We start from the raw sequence: 15,745 nt of genomic DNA on the forward strand, positions 1-15,745 counted from the left end.
AAATATCCATTCAGGATATCCTCCTTTCAAAATGAAGTGGTTGGTAGCCATCTTCATTTTACCAAAGGAGGATTTTTTGGTATAGCTAAAAGCTTTCCAGAACCCCACGCATAGCGTGGGGTTTTCAAACCCGACAAAAAGAGGATGTGAAAAATGCTTTTTTCACATCCTCTTACCAGGGACTGAGAGCCGCACAGCGGCTTCCACTTACTTCAGCCCCAAGCTGTCCACCCAGCTGTTTACCTTGTTGTCATCGATACCGCCGGTAAAGCCCATGCCTTTCAGCCAGTTGCCTTTGCCGCCGGCCATGGCCTTCAGTTTATCCACACTGCTGCCCAGGCCGCTGCTGTAGGCGGTACTGAAGGGAATCACCGTCTTGCCGGTGAAGTCGTTGCTCTTCACGAACTGGTTCAGAGGCCAGGCCGCAATGCCCCACCAGATGGGATAACCCACGAATACGGTGTCGTAGTCCTTCCAGTTGGCAGGTTTGGCGTTTTTCAGGGCCACATCCTGCAGTTTGGGATCATCGTGCTCTTGATACACCCGGGAGCTTTTGTTGTTATAGTCCAGGTCTGCTTCCGTATAAGGCTGCTGGAGTTCCAGCAGGTACAGGTCACCGCCGGTCTTCCTGGCGATGTCCTTAGCTACCTGTTCCGTTCGATGGGTATTGGTATAGTACACGACCAGTACCTTCTTGGCTTTGGCCGGTGCTTTTTCCGTGGCGGCGGTCTGACTGCCGCTGCCCGTGCTGGCCTGGCTGCCGCAGGCCGTTACCCCCAAAAGGCTCACGGCCATGCAGACGATGGCAAAGACTTTCTTCAGCTTCATTGTCTTTTCCTCCTTTATTTCAGCTTGGCATATTCTTCTGGATCTACGGCTTCGCACCATTCATTGCTGCAGTCTTCCCCAGGGATTTCCAGAGCCAGGTGCTGGAAAGCACAGTCTTTGGCAGCGCCATGCCAGTGCTTCACTTCCGGCGGGATATTCACCACATCGCCGGGTTTCAGTTCCCGGGCCGGCTTTCCCCATTCCTGGTACCAGCCCCGGCCGGCAGTGACAATCAGCATCTGTCCGCCACCCTTGCTGGCGTGATGGATATGCCAGTGGTTCCGGCAGCCCGGTTCAAAATTTACCACAGCCGTGGGTACCTGCTCCGTGGTCAGCAGGTCCAGATAACTTTTGCCATCAAAATATTGGGCATAAGCCGTATTTTCTTTTCCCAGTCCAAAGGGAGTCTGCTTTAACATTTCTTCCAGATCCATATTTTTTCCTCCTTCAACAAATCAGGTATTTCCCTGTCCGTTGGTTTCAGCATAACATACATCTGAGAGAATATAAAATACTTATTGAGTTTCATGCATCATACAGAAAGCGTATGGTAGATTCATGCCTAAAGACCAGTGACTGCTTCGCTCACATGGCCCGGCGGAAGATTTCCCGGATTTCTTCTCTGGTCAGCACCCGGTAGCCGCCGTTCAGGATCCGCGTGCCATCCACCAGGTCGTCCAGCATATCGTCCGCAGCACCCAGTTCCTTCAGGTGCAGTACCAGGCCCAGTTCCCGCATCCAGGCTTCCATCTTCTGCACCCCTTCTTCAGCAATGGCTTCAGCGCTCCTGCCTTCCGGCTGCACATCCCACACTACTTTGGCGAACCGCACAAATTTAGGCATCCCATCCTTTAGGATGAACCGATAGTACGGCAGGGAAACAGCGGCCAGAGTCATGCCGTGAGTGGCATTGGTGCAGGCACCGGCGGACTGGCCCATCATATGGACCATCCAATCCGTGGGTTTCCCCCTGGAAATCAGGGTATTCAGAGCCCAGGTAGCATCCCACATCAGGTTGGAGCGTGCCTCATAATCCTGTGGATTGGCAACGGCTTTGCGGCTGGCTGCGATGACATTGCGCATGAGCCCTTCTGCCAGGTAATCGCTGGTATTGTCATCCGTACCGGAAAAGTACTGCTCGCAGATGTGGTTGAAAATGTCGTAAATACCGGCTACCATCTGATACCTGGGCAGGGTCATGGTATAGACCGGGTTCAGGATGGAGAAACGGGGCATAATTTTTTCATCAGCAAATACATGGCCGATTTTCAGTTTTTTTTCCGGATAGGTGATCACGGCGCCGGCGTTCATTTCCGAACCGGTCCCCACCATGGTCAGTACCGTCCCTACCGGAATGGTTTCGCAGGCAGGTTCTTCGAATCTCACGAAATATTTTTCCCAGGGATCCTCCTCGCAGTTCACAGAAACAGACAGAGCCTTGGAATAGTCGATCACGGAACCGCCGCCCACGGCCAGGATGAAATCGGCGCCATGCTGCCGGGCAATGGCGATGCCTTCCCGCAGCTTGTGGATGGTGGGATTGGACATGACCCCGGCGATTTCGGCTACATCCTTGCCGGCTTCCTTCAGGATTTTCGTCACGGTATCATAGATGCCGTTCTTTTTAATAGAGCCGCCCCCATAGACCAGGATGACTTTCTTTCCATATTTAGCCAGTTCTCCTGGCAGGTTCTGCAGGGCATCCTGCCCGAAATACAGTTTCGTGGGATTGCAGTAGGTGAAATTTCCCAACATGATATCCTCTCCTTTGCGGCAAACATTTTCTCAATGATTCCAGCATAGCAGAAAGTGCGGAAAAGATACAATGCTTATAGATTCTTATCCGTTATACGAAAAGCGTATGATAAAACAAGTTTCTCCAGCAGACCCGATTTCATGAAACCCGTTACTTCAAATACTTCTGGAAAAACGCCATCATATGATCAAAGGGAATCTTTTCAAGGTTATCATACAGGTCCGTGTGGCTGGCTCCGGGAATGATCAGCAGTTCTTTGTTGTCGCCTTTCAGCTTCTTGAAGGCATCCTCCCCGAAATAGCGGGAATGGGCTTTTTCTCCATGGATGACCAGTACCGCACTTTCGATTTCACCAGCGTAGGTAAGCAGCGGCATGTTCATGAAGGACAGGGCCGATGTACTGTTCCAGCCTTCGTTGGAATTCAGGCTGCGGGGATGATACCCTCGCTTTGTCTTGTAATAATCATAGTAGTCCCTGACGAACTGAGGAGCATCAGCCGGCAGCGGATCCACCACGCCGCCAGCCCGTTTGAACGTACCCGTACGGAAATCTTCCGTACGCTGGGCATTGAGGGCTCGCCGGTTCGCCATCCGTTCTTTTTTCAGGGTCACAGCGTCTTTTGCATAGTCGAAATAACCGTTGGCAGTAACCCGGCTCATGTCATACATGGTAGATGCCACGGTAGCTTTGATCCGGGTATCCATAGCCGCAGCATTGAGGGCCATGCCACCCCAGCCGCAAATCCCGATGATACCAATGCGATTGGGGTCCACATCTTTTTCATTGGACAGGAAATCCACAGCAGCCGAAAAATCTTCCGTATTGATGTCCGGAGAAGCCACATTGCGCACCCCGTTCACTCCACCACTTTCCCCTGTAAAAGAAGGATCGAAGGCGATGGTAAGAAATCCCCGTTTGGCCATTTCCTGGGCATAGAGTCCAGAAGCCTGCTCCTTTACAGCTCCAAAAGGGCCGCTGACGGCAATGGCGGCCAGTCTGCCCGTCACTTTTTCCGGTTCGTACAGATCGGCGGCCAGCTCAATGCCGTAGCGGTTGCGGAATGTGACCTTCCGATGCTTCACTTCTCTATTTTGCGGGAATACCTTATCCCATTCTTTTGTCAGTCTCAATTGACTCCCTCCCTGTCTCCCGGTCTGCATAGCAGTTTGTTCCGTCTGATTCGTCTGCCGGGCTGCCGCCGCTGTTCCATAACTGCCCCATATACAGGTCAGTCCCACTACAGCAAAAGCCAGCACCTGTTTCAGTTTCTTTTTCCCGAGCATAAAAAAGCACCTCTTTCTCCATACCCAGTCAGTCGGTCCATTTGATTTTCCGTCTGTTTTCAGTATACAGCAAGAGGGTTTTGATTACTAATGCTTATTATAAATCTATTTTTATGCTTAAAAGGCATGCTAATTGTGAGGCCCAAATATTTCATCCAACCGGGCCCGTACCATACCCGCAGCACGGGAAAAAGTCTGTCCTTTCTTCCAGACCAGGTAGTTATGAGACATCAGACCCGGCTGAAACGGCCGAAAGGTCAGCTGGGGATGATGTGCTTCGTCAATAGGGATCAGCCCCCGAAACGAAATCAAAAGACCCATTCGCTGCTCCGCCAGGAACGCAGCATTGTACACCAGGTTATAGGTGGCCCGCACTTCCAATTCCGAGGCATCGAAGCCCAACCAGTGGTTGAACACATGGTTCCCCAGCAGCTGACGGGAAAGGATCAGAGGCTCGCCTGCAAGATCCTGAGGCGTCAGGAACTGTTCCCGGGCCAGTGGATGATCCTTCCGCAGATAGATTCCCCAAGTATCGTCAAAAGGAATCCGGCGGTATACAAAGCCTTCCGGCGGTGTCTGCAGGCACAGGAGGCCAAAATCCAAGGTCCCCTTTTGCAATCCGTCTACAGTCTGTTCGTAATTGCCGCTGATAAAATGGAAGTGGACCTGAGGATATGCGCGGCCCAACGGAGTCAGGGATTCCATCACCAACTTCATGGCCTCCGTTTCCCCGCAGCCGATATACACATCCCCTGCTACGAAATCTTCCAGATGGGCGAACTGATCCAGGGTCTTTGCTTCCAGAGTTGTCATTTCCTCGGCACGGGCCTTAAGAAAAAGTCCTGCTTCCGTCAGTTCCATTCGATGTTTGCCCCGGGTAAAAAGAGGTGTCCCCAGTTCTTTTTCCAGGTCCTGCAACTGACGGGAAAGAGTGGGCTGAGTCACGTGCAGTTCTTTCGCCGCCCGGGTAATGTTTCCCTGCCATGCCACGGCCAGGAAATACCGCAATACACGAAGTTCCATACGATTTTCGCCACTCCTTCAAAAATACAAAGTAACTGGGACGGAGCGATCACAACGAAATGGCTAGAGACGAAGAACCGCTTTGATCATCCACTCCTGCAGTGCTGTGGCCGTCCCTGCATCGAAAGGTTCTCCCAGCCGGTTGTTGTTGGAAATCACCCGCACAGCTGCAAAGGGAACTCTCAACCGGGCAGCCACTTCGCCGGCTGCTGCCGTTTCCATTTCTTCGCACAGGACTCCAGTCTGCTGCTGAAGATCTGCAATCCTCTCCGGTTCATCGTTCCACTGATCCCCGCTGGCAATGCACCCCCGCACGCTGCGGCCTCTGGTATAGTGCGTACTCTCCCGGTCCAGCCAGGCAACCAGCTCCCGGTCACTGTGTTGCAAAAAAGGCCTGGAACCAGTAAATTCGCTTTCCTTGCTTTCTCCTTCCAGAGCCACCAGATCCAGGAAATCCGTTTTCCCGTACCGGGTCCGGTATCGGGCATTGGCGTTGTACCAGGTCTCCCCGATCACCAGATCGTACGGATGGAGATCTTCCGGATAACCGCCGGCAGTCCCCTGATTGAGCACCAGCGCAGGCTGAAATACCTGGCAGCCCAGGGCCGTGGCCGCAGCCGCAGCTGCCGTGCCAATGCCCGTCTGGCTGAGCACCACAGCCTGCTTTTTCAGCATCCCTGACCAGAACTTGAAACTGCCGATATCCTGTGCCTTGACCTGGGTCATGGCCCTGCAAAAAACAGCGATTTCCAATTCCATGGCCCCTTGCAGCAAAATGGGGTGTGAATTTTTCACACCCCTGTATAACGGATGGTTACCGTCCTTCTCCATTTGTCAAATTACTCCAAAGTCAACGCGAACAGCGTTTCCACCCGCACGGTCACGTTCAGGGCTTTGGGCGCCAGTTGGGTTTCCGCAGCACTGTCACCATCATTGACCCGGGCCATTTTTGCCATCATGAGAGGCTGGGCTTCCGCCACAGAATAAGCGGGGATATCCGCCCGGCGCAGTGCGCCTAGGCCCCGGCCGCCGGCATTGGCCACAACGGCTGCCGTAGACTTGGCATTTTCCACAGCCTGGCTCAGCAGCTGCCGTTTGATCAGGTCTTCATCCTTGAGTCCGAACTGCACATTGTCCATGCGGTTGGCGCTGGTGAGCCCCTTGTCGATGATGGTGCCCAGCTTGCTCAGTTCCTTGACCTTCACGCTCCAGTTGGCGTTTACCTTATAACCATTCAGTTTCTGGGCTCCATTCCGTTCGTAGGTATAGCGAGGAGACAGGGTATAACTGGTAGTGGCAATATCGCTGCGGCCAATGCCCTGGGCCAGCATGGTATTGACAAATTTCGTGCTGGCATCGGCTCCGGCCTGGCGTACTTCCTCCAGGGTAGCCCCCTGTTTTTCAAAAGCGAAGTTCACTGTGGCCATATCCGGATCCACCGTACGGCTGGCTGTCCCGGTGATCTGGATGGTATCCAGAGGCTGTTCGGCCAGAGCCGGAGTGGCATGCAGGCTCAAAGCCAGTGCCATTGCTGCAAAAACTGCTCCTATTTTTTTCATGGAAATCACCTCATTAGAAATTTATTGAAATCATTATAACACATTTTGCACAGAATATCCTGTAAAAAGAGTAAAAAGTACCCCAAATTTCACGTTTTCCACAGTCAGGCTGCAAGCCGCCAATCATGGCCGGAACAGTCTCATTTTATGCGTTTGTTTCTTCTTCGCACTGCTTATGCCAGGCAGGGCAGTCTCCCGTCAGGGCCCCATGGCACTCCTTCTGGCAGCTCAACTGGGTCTCCACGATTTTTCTGGTCACATCCCCCAGGGTGATCCCCTTCAGATGCTCCATGCACAGGGCATCCAGTTCCCGGTACAGACCGTCGAACACAGAAGCCATACCGCTGCTGATGAAGCAATTGTTCTCCTCATTGCCGCTGCGCCACTTGGTATCCACAAACACAGTTCCCATACCCTGGGCAATATCATATAAGGTGACTTTTTCCAGTCCTTCACAAGGGCAGTAGCCCCCTACATGTCCTTCACGGGTGGTGATGATGCCCATTTTCTTCAATTTGCCCATGATTTTCCGGACCCGTGCCGGATTGGTACAAATATTCTCGGCCAATTCTTCGCTGGAAGCCAGACATCCCCGATGGGACAAGTAGACCAGTGCATGGACAGCTACAATAAAATCGCTTTTCATGATAACTCCAGAAAGACAGGACGGACTACCGTCCGCCTGTCCCGTTTCCCTCCTCTTATTTTTCGTTCAGGTATTCTTCCGCAAAATGGACAGCCACTGCTCCATCGGCAGCTGCGGTGATGATCTGCCGTACCTGCTTGGTCCGCACATCCCCGATGGCAAATACCCCGGGCACGGAGGTTTTCGTATCCTCCCCCGCCACGATGTAGCCCGCCTTATCCGTTTCAACCTGACCTGTGAACAGGCTGTTTTCCGGCAGCTGGCCGATGGCCACGAAGAGACCATCCGCAGGCAGCTTCGTCACTTCGCCGGTCTTCACGTTTTTCACATCTACAGCCGTCAGTTTCTTGTCAGCTTCCAGGCCGCTGATCACGCTGTTCCAGATGATTTCCACATTGGCATCCTTCAGGCGCTGCAGATAGACGGGAGAAGCCCGCAACGCATCCCGGCGATGGACCAGGTATACCTTTTGAGCCAGCTTGGCCAGATACAGCGCATCGCCCACAGCCGTATTGCCGCCGCCGTTCACTACCACGGTTTTTCCTTTGTAGAAGCTGCCATCACAGGTAGCGCAGTAAGAAATGCCCCGGTTCACCAGATTCTCTTCCCGGGACAGGCCCAGTCTGCGGGGATGCGCCCCGGTGGCGATGATGACGGTACGGCCCAGACAGGTACCTTCACTGGTCTCCACTACTTTGGGATCAGCTGCAAGATCGACCCTGGTCACTTCCGCATATACCGTTTCTGCCCCGGCCTGTTCGGCGCCCTGCTGCATTTTTTCGCCCAGTTCGAAGCCATCCACCACGCCCGGAAAACCGGGATAGTTTTCGATGTCGCTGGTGGTAGCCATCTGTCCGCCCGGGGACAGTTTTTCCAGCACAGCGGTACGGAACCCACTGCGGGCACCGTACAGAGCCGCCGTATAGCCGGCCGGCCCGCCGCCGATGATCAGGATATCATACAACTTGTTCCCGCTCATAAAGCGCCTTTCTCCTGGAGCCAGGTCTTCACCGCCGCTTTGGAAGGCGGGTTCACCAGCAGTTCGCTGCATTTTCCGTCTTTCACCAGCATCAGACTGGGGATGGTCTCCACTTTGAACTGTTCAGCCAGTTCCTGCTGTTCATCAATGTTCACGCTGCCAAAGGACACTTTATCGGCCACTTCCGCCGCCAGCTGGCCCAGGGCCGGTTTCAGCCGTTTGCAGTAGCCGCACCAGGGAGCGGAGAAGCCTACCACGAACGGTTTGCTGCTTTTCAGTACGTTGTCTGCAAAATTATCTTTATTGACACTCAGAAATTCCATGAAATGATACCTCCTTCGGATGTGCTGCTTTCTTTCGGACTTCATACTGTAATTCTATCAAATACAGTTAAGAATGTCAATAGAGGGCGCCACACATCTTCCCCCTTCGCCTGTCCCTCCTCTTTCATTCCCAGGGGATTTCATAGAAAACCATACAAACACAAAAAAGGGGCGTGAAAAATCACAGCCCCTTATATCCTTCTATTGTGGAATTTTCACATTCCCTATACCTTATTTGGCTCCGCAAGCCTTCATGACATCATTGGTGATGTCCACGCCGCCGTCAACCACGGCACCAGCGCTCAGAACCGTATTGATGCCTTTTTCCTTGGCAACCTTATGCACGGCATCCAGGATCTTCTTCCGGATGGGGTTGAACAAGTCCTGTTCTCTCTTGGCAATCCGTTCGGTCAGGGTGTTATCCAGGGCCCGTTTGCCATTGTCATCCAGGCTGGGAGCCTTTTGCTGGAACTCCTGCTGTGCCTTCTGCTGTTCCAGGTTCATTGCGGCCCGGGCAGATTCAAAATCAGGATGGTGGGAGAATACGGTATTTAAGTCCACATAACCGATGGTGTCCGCTGCGTAAGCCGTAGCAGGAACCAGGGCTCCAGAGTAGCCGACGCACACCAGCAATGCCATGACCATAGCCAAAAACTGCTTTTTCAAAATAATCATCCTCTCTTTAGTCCATTTTCAGAACGAAATCTTAACGAAAGTCATTATATCATGAGAGTTTTCGCCGCGCAAGCGAAAAAAGCGGCACCGCTCACGCGATACCGCTTTTCCTTATGCCAGTTCGTAACCGGCTTCTTCAATGACCTTCTTGAATTCATTCCGAGGGATATCCCGGTCCGTCGTCACTTTGGCAGTGCCTGCTTCCAGGTCCACATCCACAGCGGATACCCCCGCCATGCCGGCCAGGGCATCATGTACGTGTTTCTGGCACATCTTGCACATCATTCCGTTGATTTTCAATTCTTTTTCCATGGAAAATTCCTCCTCGATTATGCACAAACAGTCGATGCTGGTTATTTCATGAGCTTTTGCAGGGTCTCGCACAATTCGTCCACGACCCCGTCATTGCCGGCCCGGATATCGTTCACCACGCAGCTTTTGATGTGGTTGGCCAACAGTTTTTTGTTGAAGGCATTGAGTCCGTTGCTGATGGCACTGACCTGGGTCAGGATGTCCACGCAGTAGCGGTCTTCTTCCAGCATTTTTTTCACTCCCCGTACCTGGCCCTCGATCCGGTTCAGCCGTGTGATCAGGTCGCGGTACTCTTTACAGTCTTTATCCCGCATGGTCTTTTCATGTTCCATCATACTATACCTCCGTTGCGTATATTGTAGTCAGAAAGAAAGGGATTGTCAAGACGACAATCCCTTTCTTCAGATTCAATCTTCCACAGCGGCACAGCATTTTGCGCACAGGGTCGGATGTTTCGGATCCTGGCCTACAGTCTTGCTGTAGCACCAGCACCGTTCGCATTTCTCCCCTTCGGCGGTTTCCACAACCACCTTCAGGTCATCCCGGCCAGTGGCTTCGCCGGCATCGCCCACGCCTTCATGGAGCACAGTCTGGGAAACAATCAGCAGGGTCGGCAGGTCTTTTTCCACAGCCTTCAGTTCAGCCAGGGCATCGCCGGTGGCATACAGTTCTACCTTGGCATCCAAACTGTTACCAATGGTCTTTGCCCGGCGGGCACCTTCCAGCACTCTGGTGATTTCACTGCGCAGGGCAATGAAGGCATCCCATTTATCTTCCAGATTCTTGTGGATATATTCCGGATGAGCCTGGGGCCAGGGCAGCATCTGCACACTCTTGGGAGCATCAGCCGGCTTGTTCATGAACTGGTATACTTCTTCCATGGTGAAGCTCAGCACCGGCATCAGCATCACGATCAGTTCCCGCAAGATCTGGGTCATGGCCGTCTGGGCAGAACGGCGGGCCTTGCTGTCCTTCTTGCTGGTATACAGACGATCCTTGATGATGTCCAGATAGAAGGAACTCATATCCACCGTGCAGAAGTCATGAATGGCATGGAAGAGCACGTGGAAGTCATAGGTTTCGTACGCTTCGGTCACGTCTTTCTTCAGGCCTTCGAACCGCATCAGTGCCCACTGGTCCAGTTCTTCCATTTCACTGAAGGGAACCTTTTCGGTTTCGTAATCGAAGTCGTGGATATTGCCCAGGATATACCGGATGGTATTCCGGACTTTCCGGTAAGCTTCCGCCAGCTGCTTCAGGATTACCGGGCTAATCCGCACATCCTGCTTATAGTCGGAAGAAGCAGCCCACAGGCGGACGATGTCGGCGCCGTATTTATCGATGACTTCCTGCGGCACCACTACGTTGCCCAGGGATTTACTCATCTTGCGGCCTTCCCCATCCAGCACGTAGCCGTGGGTCAGTACGCTGCGGTAGGGGGCCTTGCCCGTTACCGCTACAGAAGTCAGCAGGCTGCTCTGGAACCAGCCTCTGTGCTGATCACTGCCTTCCAGGTACATATCCGCCGGCCAGGACAGTTCCGGACGCCGTTTGCACACACCCATGTGGGAGGAACCGGAATCGAACCATACGTCCATGATGTCTTTTTCCTTGCGGAAATGGGTGCAGCCGCATTTGGGGCACTTGGTCCCTTCCGGCAGCAGTTCTTCAGCCGTATGTTTCCACCAGGCATCGCTGCCTTCTTTATCGAAGATAGTGGCGATTTTTTCCACAGTATCTTCGTTGATCAGAGGTTCTCCGCAGTCCTCGCAGTAGAAGATGGGAATGGGTACACCCCAGACTCTCTGCCGGGAAATGCACCAGTCATGCCGATCGGCCACCATGTTATGGATGCGGCTTTCACCCCAGCTGGGGATCCACTGCACATCGTTGGCAATGGCTTTCAGAGCATTGTCCCGGAAACCGTCCACAGAAGCGAACCACTGCTCAGAAGCCCGGAAAATGATGGGGTTCTTGCAGCGCCAGCAATGGGCATACTGGTGATGGATGCTCTTCTTGCCCAGCAGGGCACCCTGCTCTGCCAGATGTTTGATGACCAGACCGTTGCTGTCGAATACGAACTTGCCTTCGAACAGTTCACCGGCTTCTTTGGTGAAGCATCCCTTGGTATCCACAGGGCACAGGATGGGCAGGTTATATTTCAGACCGGTCAGATAGTCGACATCGCCGTGACCAGGAGCAGTATGGACACAGCCGGAACCAGATTCCTTATCCACATAGTCAGCCAGCACCACCAGAGATTTCCGGTGATTGTATTCCGGGAAAGGATGTTCGCATTCAGCCTTTTCAAAGGCACGGCCCTTGGTGGTACCCAGTACAGGTCCGAATTCCACGCCGCATTCCTGGGCCACTTTATCCACCAGGTCAGCAGCCATGATCAGTACTTCGCCATTATATTCCACCCAGGCATATTCGAAATCGGGGTTCACGGCAACAGCCACGTTGGCCGGAATGGTCCAGGGCGTTGTGGTCCAAATCACCATATAGGCTTTTTTACCCCTGGCAGCTTCCGGAGTCAGACCGTTGTCCTTCACCAGCGGCATCTTCACAAAGATGGTCGGGGTCTTCTGGTCAGCATATTCGATTTCAGCTTCGGCCAGAGCAGTTTCACAGTGAGGGCACCAGTATACGGTTTTCTTGCCTTTGTAGATATAGCCCTTATTGGCCATGGTCCCGAACACGCGGATCTGTGCTGCTTCAAAATGGGGATCCAGAGTCACATAGGGATGATCCCAGTCGCCCAGTACTCCCAGACGTTTGAAATCTTTGCGCTGGGTGTCGATCCACTGCAGGGCATATTCCTTGCACATTTTCCGCAGTTCCAGCGGAGACAGCTTGTGCCGGTCCACACCGGTAGCTTTCAGACAGGCATGTTCGATAGGCATGCCGTGGGTATCCCAGCCAGGTACATACGGGGTATCAAAGCCCCGGGCATATTTATATTTGATGATGATATCTTTCAGCACCTTGTTCAGGGCATGACCCATGTGGATCTTACCGTTGGCATAAGGAGGGCCATCGTGCAAAACGAATTTCTTGTGACCTGCATGAAGTTTCTGTTTTTCTCCATAAATATCATTTTTATACCAGAAATCCAGGAAATCCGGTTCCCGTTTGGGCAGGCCTGCCCGCATGGGGAAGTCTGTTTCCGGCAAATTCAAGGTTGCCGAATACTTGTCATCTTTCTTGCTCACTGTTGTACACCTCCAAAAAAATAAGTCCCGTCCCCCGAAAGGGACGGGACAAAAGGGCCCGTGGTACCACCCTCATGACAGCCAGGCTGCCACTCTGTATGAGATAACGATCATAACCCGGGTCCTTTACTGCTGGTTCGAGGACCGGCTCCAGAGTGATATTCCGCCATATAGCTTCCTGCCCGGGCTCCCACTCTCCCCGGATCGCTGTACCAGCCAGATTGCGTACTGTCTCTGTCATCGCCTGTTGGTTTGAAATTCTCTCCTATTATAACAACAATCATACTCTATGTAAAGAGACCCAACGGACGAGCTGGAAACAGTTTCCCCTTCCGGACAGTCCCTGCCTGTCGATGACTGGTTCCTTTATCATCGTATACAGCTGGCTTCGAATAACAGGATGCCGCCGGCAATGGCTACATTCAGGCTTTCAGCATGACCGGCCATGGGGATTTTCACCTTCTGGTCCGCTCTGGCAAGGATTTCCCCGCTCACTCCTTCAGCCTCGCTGCCCAGCACCAGGGCTACCTTTTCCGGCCACTGGAGCTTCGTCACGTCCTCTGCCCCTTCGAGCGCTGTAGCCCACAACGCAACCTGCTGCTTTCTGCACCAGGCGGCCAGCTCCTCCCTTTTCACGCCCGTAAAGACAGGCAGATGGAACAGACTCCCCATGGTGCTGCGCACTACCTTGGGGTTGTACAGGTCCGCTGTATTTTCCAGCATCACTACCGCCGCTGCCCCCAGAGCATCCGCCGTGCGAATCAGTGTCCCCAGGTTGCCCGGGTCCCGGATCTGATCCAGTACCAGTACCAGGCCTTTTCCCGGGGCAAAAGCCGCCAGGCTTTCCTGCTTCAGTTCCACCAGGGCTGCCACACTCTGGGGATCTTCTGTGGCCGTAATCTTCTGCAGCACTGGCAGGGGCACCTCATACCAGGGCAGGGCACTTGTCTCCGCCCTTTCTTCCCAGCCTGCCGGCAGCTTCGTATAGAACAGACACTGCAGCTTCCAGCCGGAAGCCAAGGCCTCTTCCACCGCCCGTTTTCCCTCCAGCAGGAACAGTCCCTCCCGCTGGCGATATTTTTTCACTTTCAGGGATGCCGCCCGCTTCACCAGGTCGTTTTTCAAAGAAGTAATAGTTTGGATCATATGCCGTCCTCCAGTGCTTCTACACTTTTCCTCGTTCCGATGACCATCAGCATATCCCCTTCCTGCATGGACTGATTCGGTTCCAGGGTCATCTCACTGGTGCCATCCTTATGCTTCACAGCTACCACGTTCACATTGTATTTTCTTCGCACATCCATTTCCACCAGGCTCTTGCCATACATGGCCGGCGTCAGCTTCACTTCCATGAAGCAGATGTTATCGGAAAGCTCCACGAAATCCATGATGTTGGTATAGGCCAGGTTGTGTGCCACCCGGCGCCCCATGTCCCGTTCCGGTGAAATGATCTGGGTGGCGCCCAGTTTCTTCAGCATCTTGGCGTGGATTGCATTGGAAGCCTTGGCCACAATGGTCTTGACACCGGCCTCTTTCAACAGCATGGTAGCCAGCAGGCTGGGTTCCAGTGTACCGATGGCTACGATACCTACGTCAAAATTCCGTACTCCCAGACTCCTGACCGTTTTTTCGTCGATGACATCGCAGACCACTGCATGGGTTAGCTTATCTGCCATGTTCTCCACTACATCTTCGTTATTGTCGATACCCAGGACCTCATGCCCCAACGCTGTCAGCGTTTCTGCCACGCTGCTGCCGAAGCGGCCCAGGCCCCAGACGATGAATTGCCGTTTGTCTTTCATTGATGAGAACTCCTAACCGATGATGATATTTTCTCTTGGATAATGGATATGCTTTTCCGGTTTCTGTGCCGTCAGTGCCAGGGCAAACGTCATGAACCCTACCCGCCCGGCATACATGGACAGGATCAGGATGATCTTGCTGGCAGTGCAAATGTGCTGGCTGAGTCCGGTGGAAAGCCCCACCGTGGCAAACGCCGACACAACCTCGAACAGAGCATACAGGAAAGAGGTATCCTCCAGACAGGTCACCAGCAGGGTGGCGAACGTCACCCACAGCAGCGACAGGCTGGTGATGGCAAAAGCCTGGAAAATGGTCTCATTCTCCACCCGCCGGCCAAAGATTTCGCACTCACTGCGGCCCCGCACCACCTGGGAGATGTTCAGCAGGATCAGGGCAAAGGTGGTGGTCTTGATGCCGCCACCCGTCGATGCCGGGCTGGCCCCGATGAACATCCATATGATGATGAAGATCATGGTAGGGACCCGCAGGGAATTCATATCAATGGTGTTGAACCCGGCTGTACGGGGACTCACCGACTGCATGAAGCTGGCCCAGAAGACATCACTGCCGGAAAGGCTGCCCAGAGTCCCCGGGTTATCCCTTTCCAAAAAGGCAATCACAGCCGTGCCTACCACAATGAGGGCTGCCGTAGCCGCGAGTACCAAGTTGCTGTGCAGCTTCAACTGGCGGAAATTCCGTTTTTTCAGCACATCCCGCATGACGGCAAAACCCAGGCCGCCCAGGATGATGCACAGACAGATGCTCAGGTTCACCACCGGATCTCCCACATAGGCGGTCAGGCTCCGGTAATGGCCGAACAGGTCAAAGCCCGCATTGCAGAACGCTGAAACTGCATGCCAGTAGCCAAAATAGATGCCCCTGATTCCATAGTCGGGGAAGAACCGCAGGGCCAGCACCGTCCCAAAAAAAGCCTCGATGGCCAGGGTATACCGGGCAATCCGGATGCTCATGCGCACCACCCCATCCAGTTCATCCCGGTTCAAAGAAGCCTGGATATTCAGGCGGGACTGCAGGTCGATTTTCTTCCGCATGACCACAGAGAAAAGGGTGGCGAAGAGCACCAGCCCCAGGCCACCCAATTGAATCAGTGCAATGACTACCAGCTGCCCGAACACAGAAAAGTACGTCCCCGTATCCACCACCACCAGCCCGGTGACACAGGAGGCTGAGGTGGCCGTGAACAGGGCGTCCACAAAGGACAGGGAACTGCCGTCCCTGCTGGCAATGGGAAGCATCAGCAGCAAGGCACCGGCCAGGATCAGCCCCACGAAAGTCAGGGCGATCAGTTGGGAAGGAGAAAAACGTCTGATCTGGTTCAAGA

The 15,745-nt window shown here is 53.5% G+C and carries 17 protein-coding genes; all 17 read right to left on the reverse strand.

The features are described from left to right. Positions 1-207: 207 nt before the first annotated feature. Complete coding sequence (locus ACR0QW_RS06010; protein ID WP_432642803.1) at positions 208-828, reverse strand: flavodoxin; 621 nt, start codon at positions 826-828, stop codon at positions 208-210. 14 nt (positions 829-842) lie between these two features. Next, complete coding sequence (locus ACR0QW_RS06015; protein WP_432642804.1) at positions 843-1,262, reverse strand: cupin domain-containing protein; 420 nt, start codon at positions 1,260-1,262, stop codon at positions 843-845. A gap of 151 nt (positions 1,263-1,413) precedes the next feature. Further along, entirely contained in the window at positions 1,414-2,583 is a 1,170-nt protein-coding gene (locus ACR0QW_RS06020; RefSeq protein WP_432642805.1) for an iron-containing alcohol dehydrogenase, read from the reverse strand. 151 nt (positions 2,584-2,734) lie between these two features. After that, positions 2,735-3,745 carry an alpha/beta hydrolase gene (locus ACR0QW_RS06025; RefSeq protein ID WP_432642827.1) on the reverse strand — a complete coding sequence of 337 codons (1,011 nt, stop codon included), beginning with the start codon at positions 3,743-3,745 and terminating at the stop codon, positions 2,735-2,737. Positions 3,746-3,997: 252 nt separating this feature from the next. Further along, positions 3,998-4,891 carry a LysR family transcriptional regulator gene (locus ACR0QW_RS06030; protein WP_432642806.1) on the reverse strand — a complete coding sequence of 298 codons (894 nt, stop codon included), beginning with the start codon at positions 4,889-4,891 and terminating at the stop codon, positions 3,998-4,000. Between the two features lie 63 nt (positions 4,892-4,954). Continuing rightward, positions 4,955-5,722 (reverse strand): nucleoside phosphorylase, encoded by a 768-nt coding sequence (locus tag ACR0QW_RS06035; protein WP_432642807.1) that lies wholly within the window; start codon positions 5,720-5,722, stop codon positions 4,955-4,957. A gap of 8 nt (positions 5,723-5,730) precedes the next feature. Further along, complete coding sequence (locus ACR0QW_RS06040; RefSeq protein ID WP_432642808.1) at positions 5,731-6,450, reverse strand: SIMPL domain-containing protein; 720 nt, start codon at positions 6,448-6,450, stop codon at positions 5,731-5,733. A 145-nt stretch (positions 6,451-6,595) separates the two neighbouring features. Next, positions 6,596-7,096, reverse strand: coding sequence for an RrF2 family transcriptional regulator (locus tag ACR0QW_RS06045; protein WP_432642809.1), 501 nt, complete (start codon positions 7,094-7,096; stop codon positions 6,596-6,598). 55 nt (positions 7,097-7,151) lie between these two features. Continuing rightward, complete coding sequence (gene trxB / locus ACR0QW_RS06050) at positions 7,152-8,075, reverse strand: thioredoxin-disulfide reductase (protein WP_432642810.1); 924 nt, start codon at positions 8,073-8,075, stop codon at positions 7,152-7,154. Continuing rightward, positions 8,072-8,443 carry a thioredoxin family protein gene (locus tag ACR0QW_RS06055; RefSeq protein WP_432642811.1) on the reverse strand — a complete coding sequence of 124 codons (372 nt, stop codon included), beginning with the start codon at positions 8,441-8,443 and terminating at the stop codon, positions 8,072-8,074. Before ACR0QW_RS06055 ends, trxB begins: the two co-directional genes overlap by 4 nt. Before the next feature lie 186 nt (positions 8,444-8,629). Next, complete coding sequence (locus tag ACR0QW_RS06060; protein WP_432642812.1) at positions 8,630-9,073, reverse strand: OmpH family outer membrane protein; 444 nt, start codon at positions 9,071-9,073, stop codon at positions 8,630-8,632. A gap of 111 nt (positions 9,074-9,184) precedes the next feature. Continuing rightward, positions 9,185-9,385 (reverse strand): heavy-metal-associated domain-containing protein, encoded by a 201-nt coding sequence (locus tag ACR0QW_RS06065; RefSeq protein ID WP_432642813.1) that lies wholly within the window; start codon positions 9,383-9,385, stop codon positions 9,185-9,187. A gap of 41 nt (positions 9,386-9,426) precedes the next feature. Then, positions 9,427-9,717, reverse strand: coding sequence for a metal-sensing transcriptional repressor (locus ACR0QW_RS06070; RefSeq protein ID WP_432642828.1), 291 nt, complete (start codon positions 9,715-9,717; stop codon positions 9,427-9,429). A gap of 75 nt (positions 9,718-9,792) precedes the next feature. Next, positions 9,793-12,540, reverse strand: a complete 2,748-nt coding sequence (gene ileS / locus ACR0QW_RS06075; protein WP_432642829.1) for an isoleucine--tRNA ligase — start codon at positions 12,538-12,540, stop codon at positions 9,793-9,795. Positions 12,541-12,969: 429 nt separating this feature from the next. Further along, on the reverse strand, positions 12,970-13,746 hold the full coding sequence (locus ACR0QW_RS06080; protein ID WP_432642814.1) for a TrmH family RNA methyltransferase: 777 nt from the start codon (positions 13,744-13,746) through the stop codon (positions 12,970-12,972). Next, a complete protein-coding gene (locus ACR0QW_RS06085; protein ID WP_432642815.1) occupies positions 13,743-14,402 on the reverse strand; it encodes a potassium channel family protein in 660 nt (219 codons plus the stop codon). The genes ACR0QW_RS06080 and ACR0QW_RS06085 overlap by 4 nt, the downstream gene beginning before the upstream one ends. Before the next feature lie 12 nt (positions 14,403-14,414). After that, entirely contained in the window at positions 14,415-15,743 is a 1,329-nt protein-coding gene (locus tag ACR0QW_RS06090) for a TrkH family potassium uptake protein (protein WP_432642816.1), read from the reverse strand. Between the last annotated feature and the right edge of the window lie 2 nt (positions 15,744-15,745).

Origin of the sequence: Acidaminococcus sp. (assembly GCF_050873445.1) — a bacterium.
GTDB lineage: Bacteria > Bacillota > Negativicutes > Acidaminococcales > Acidaminococcaceae > Acidaminococcus.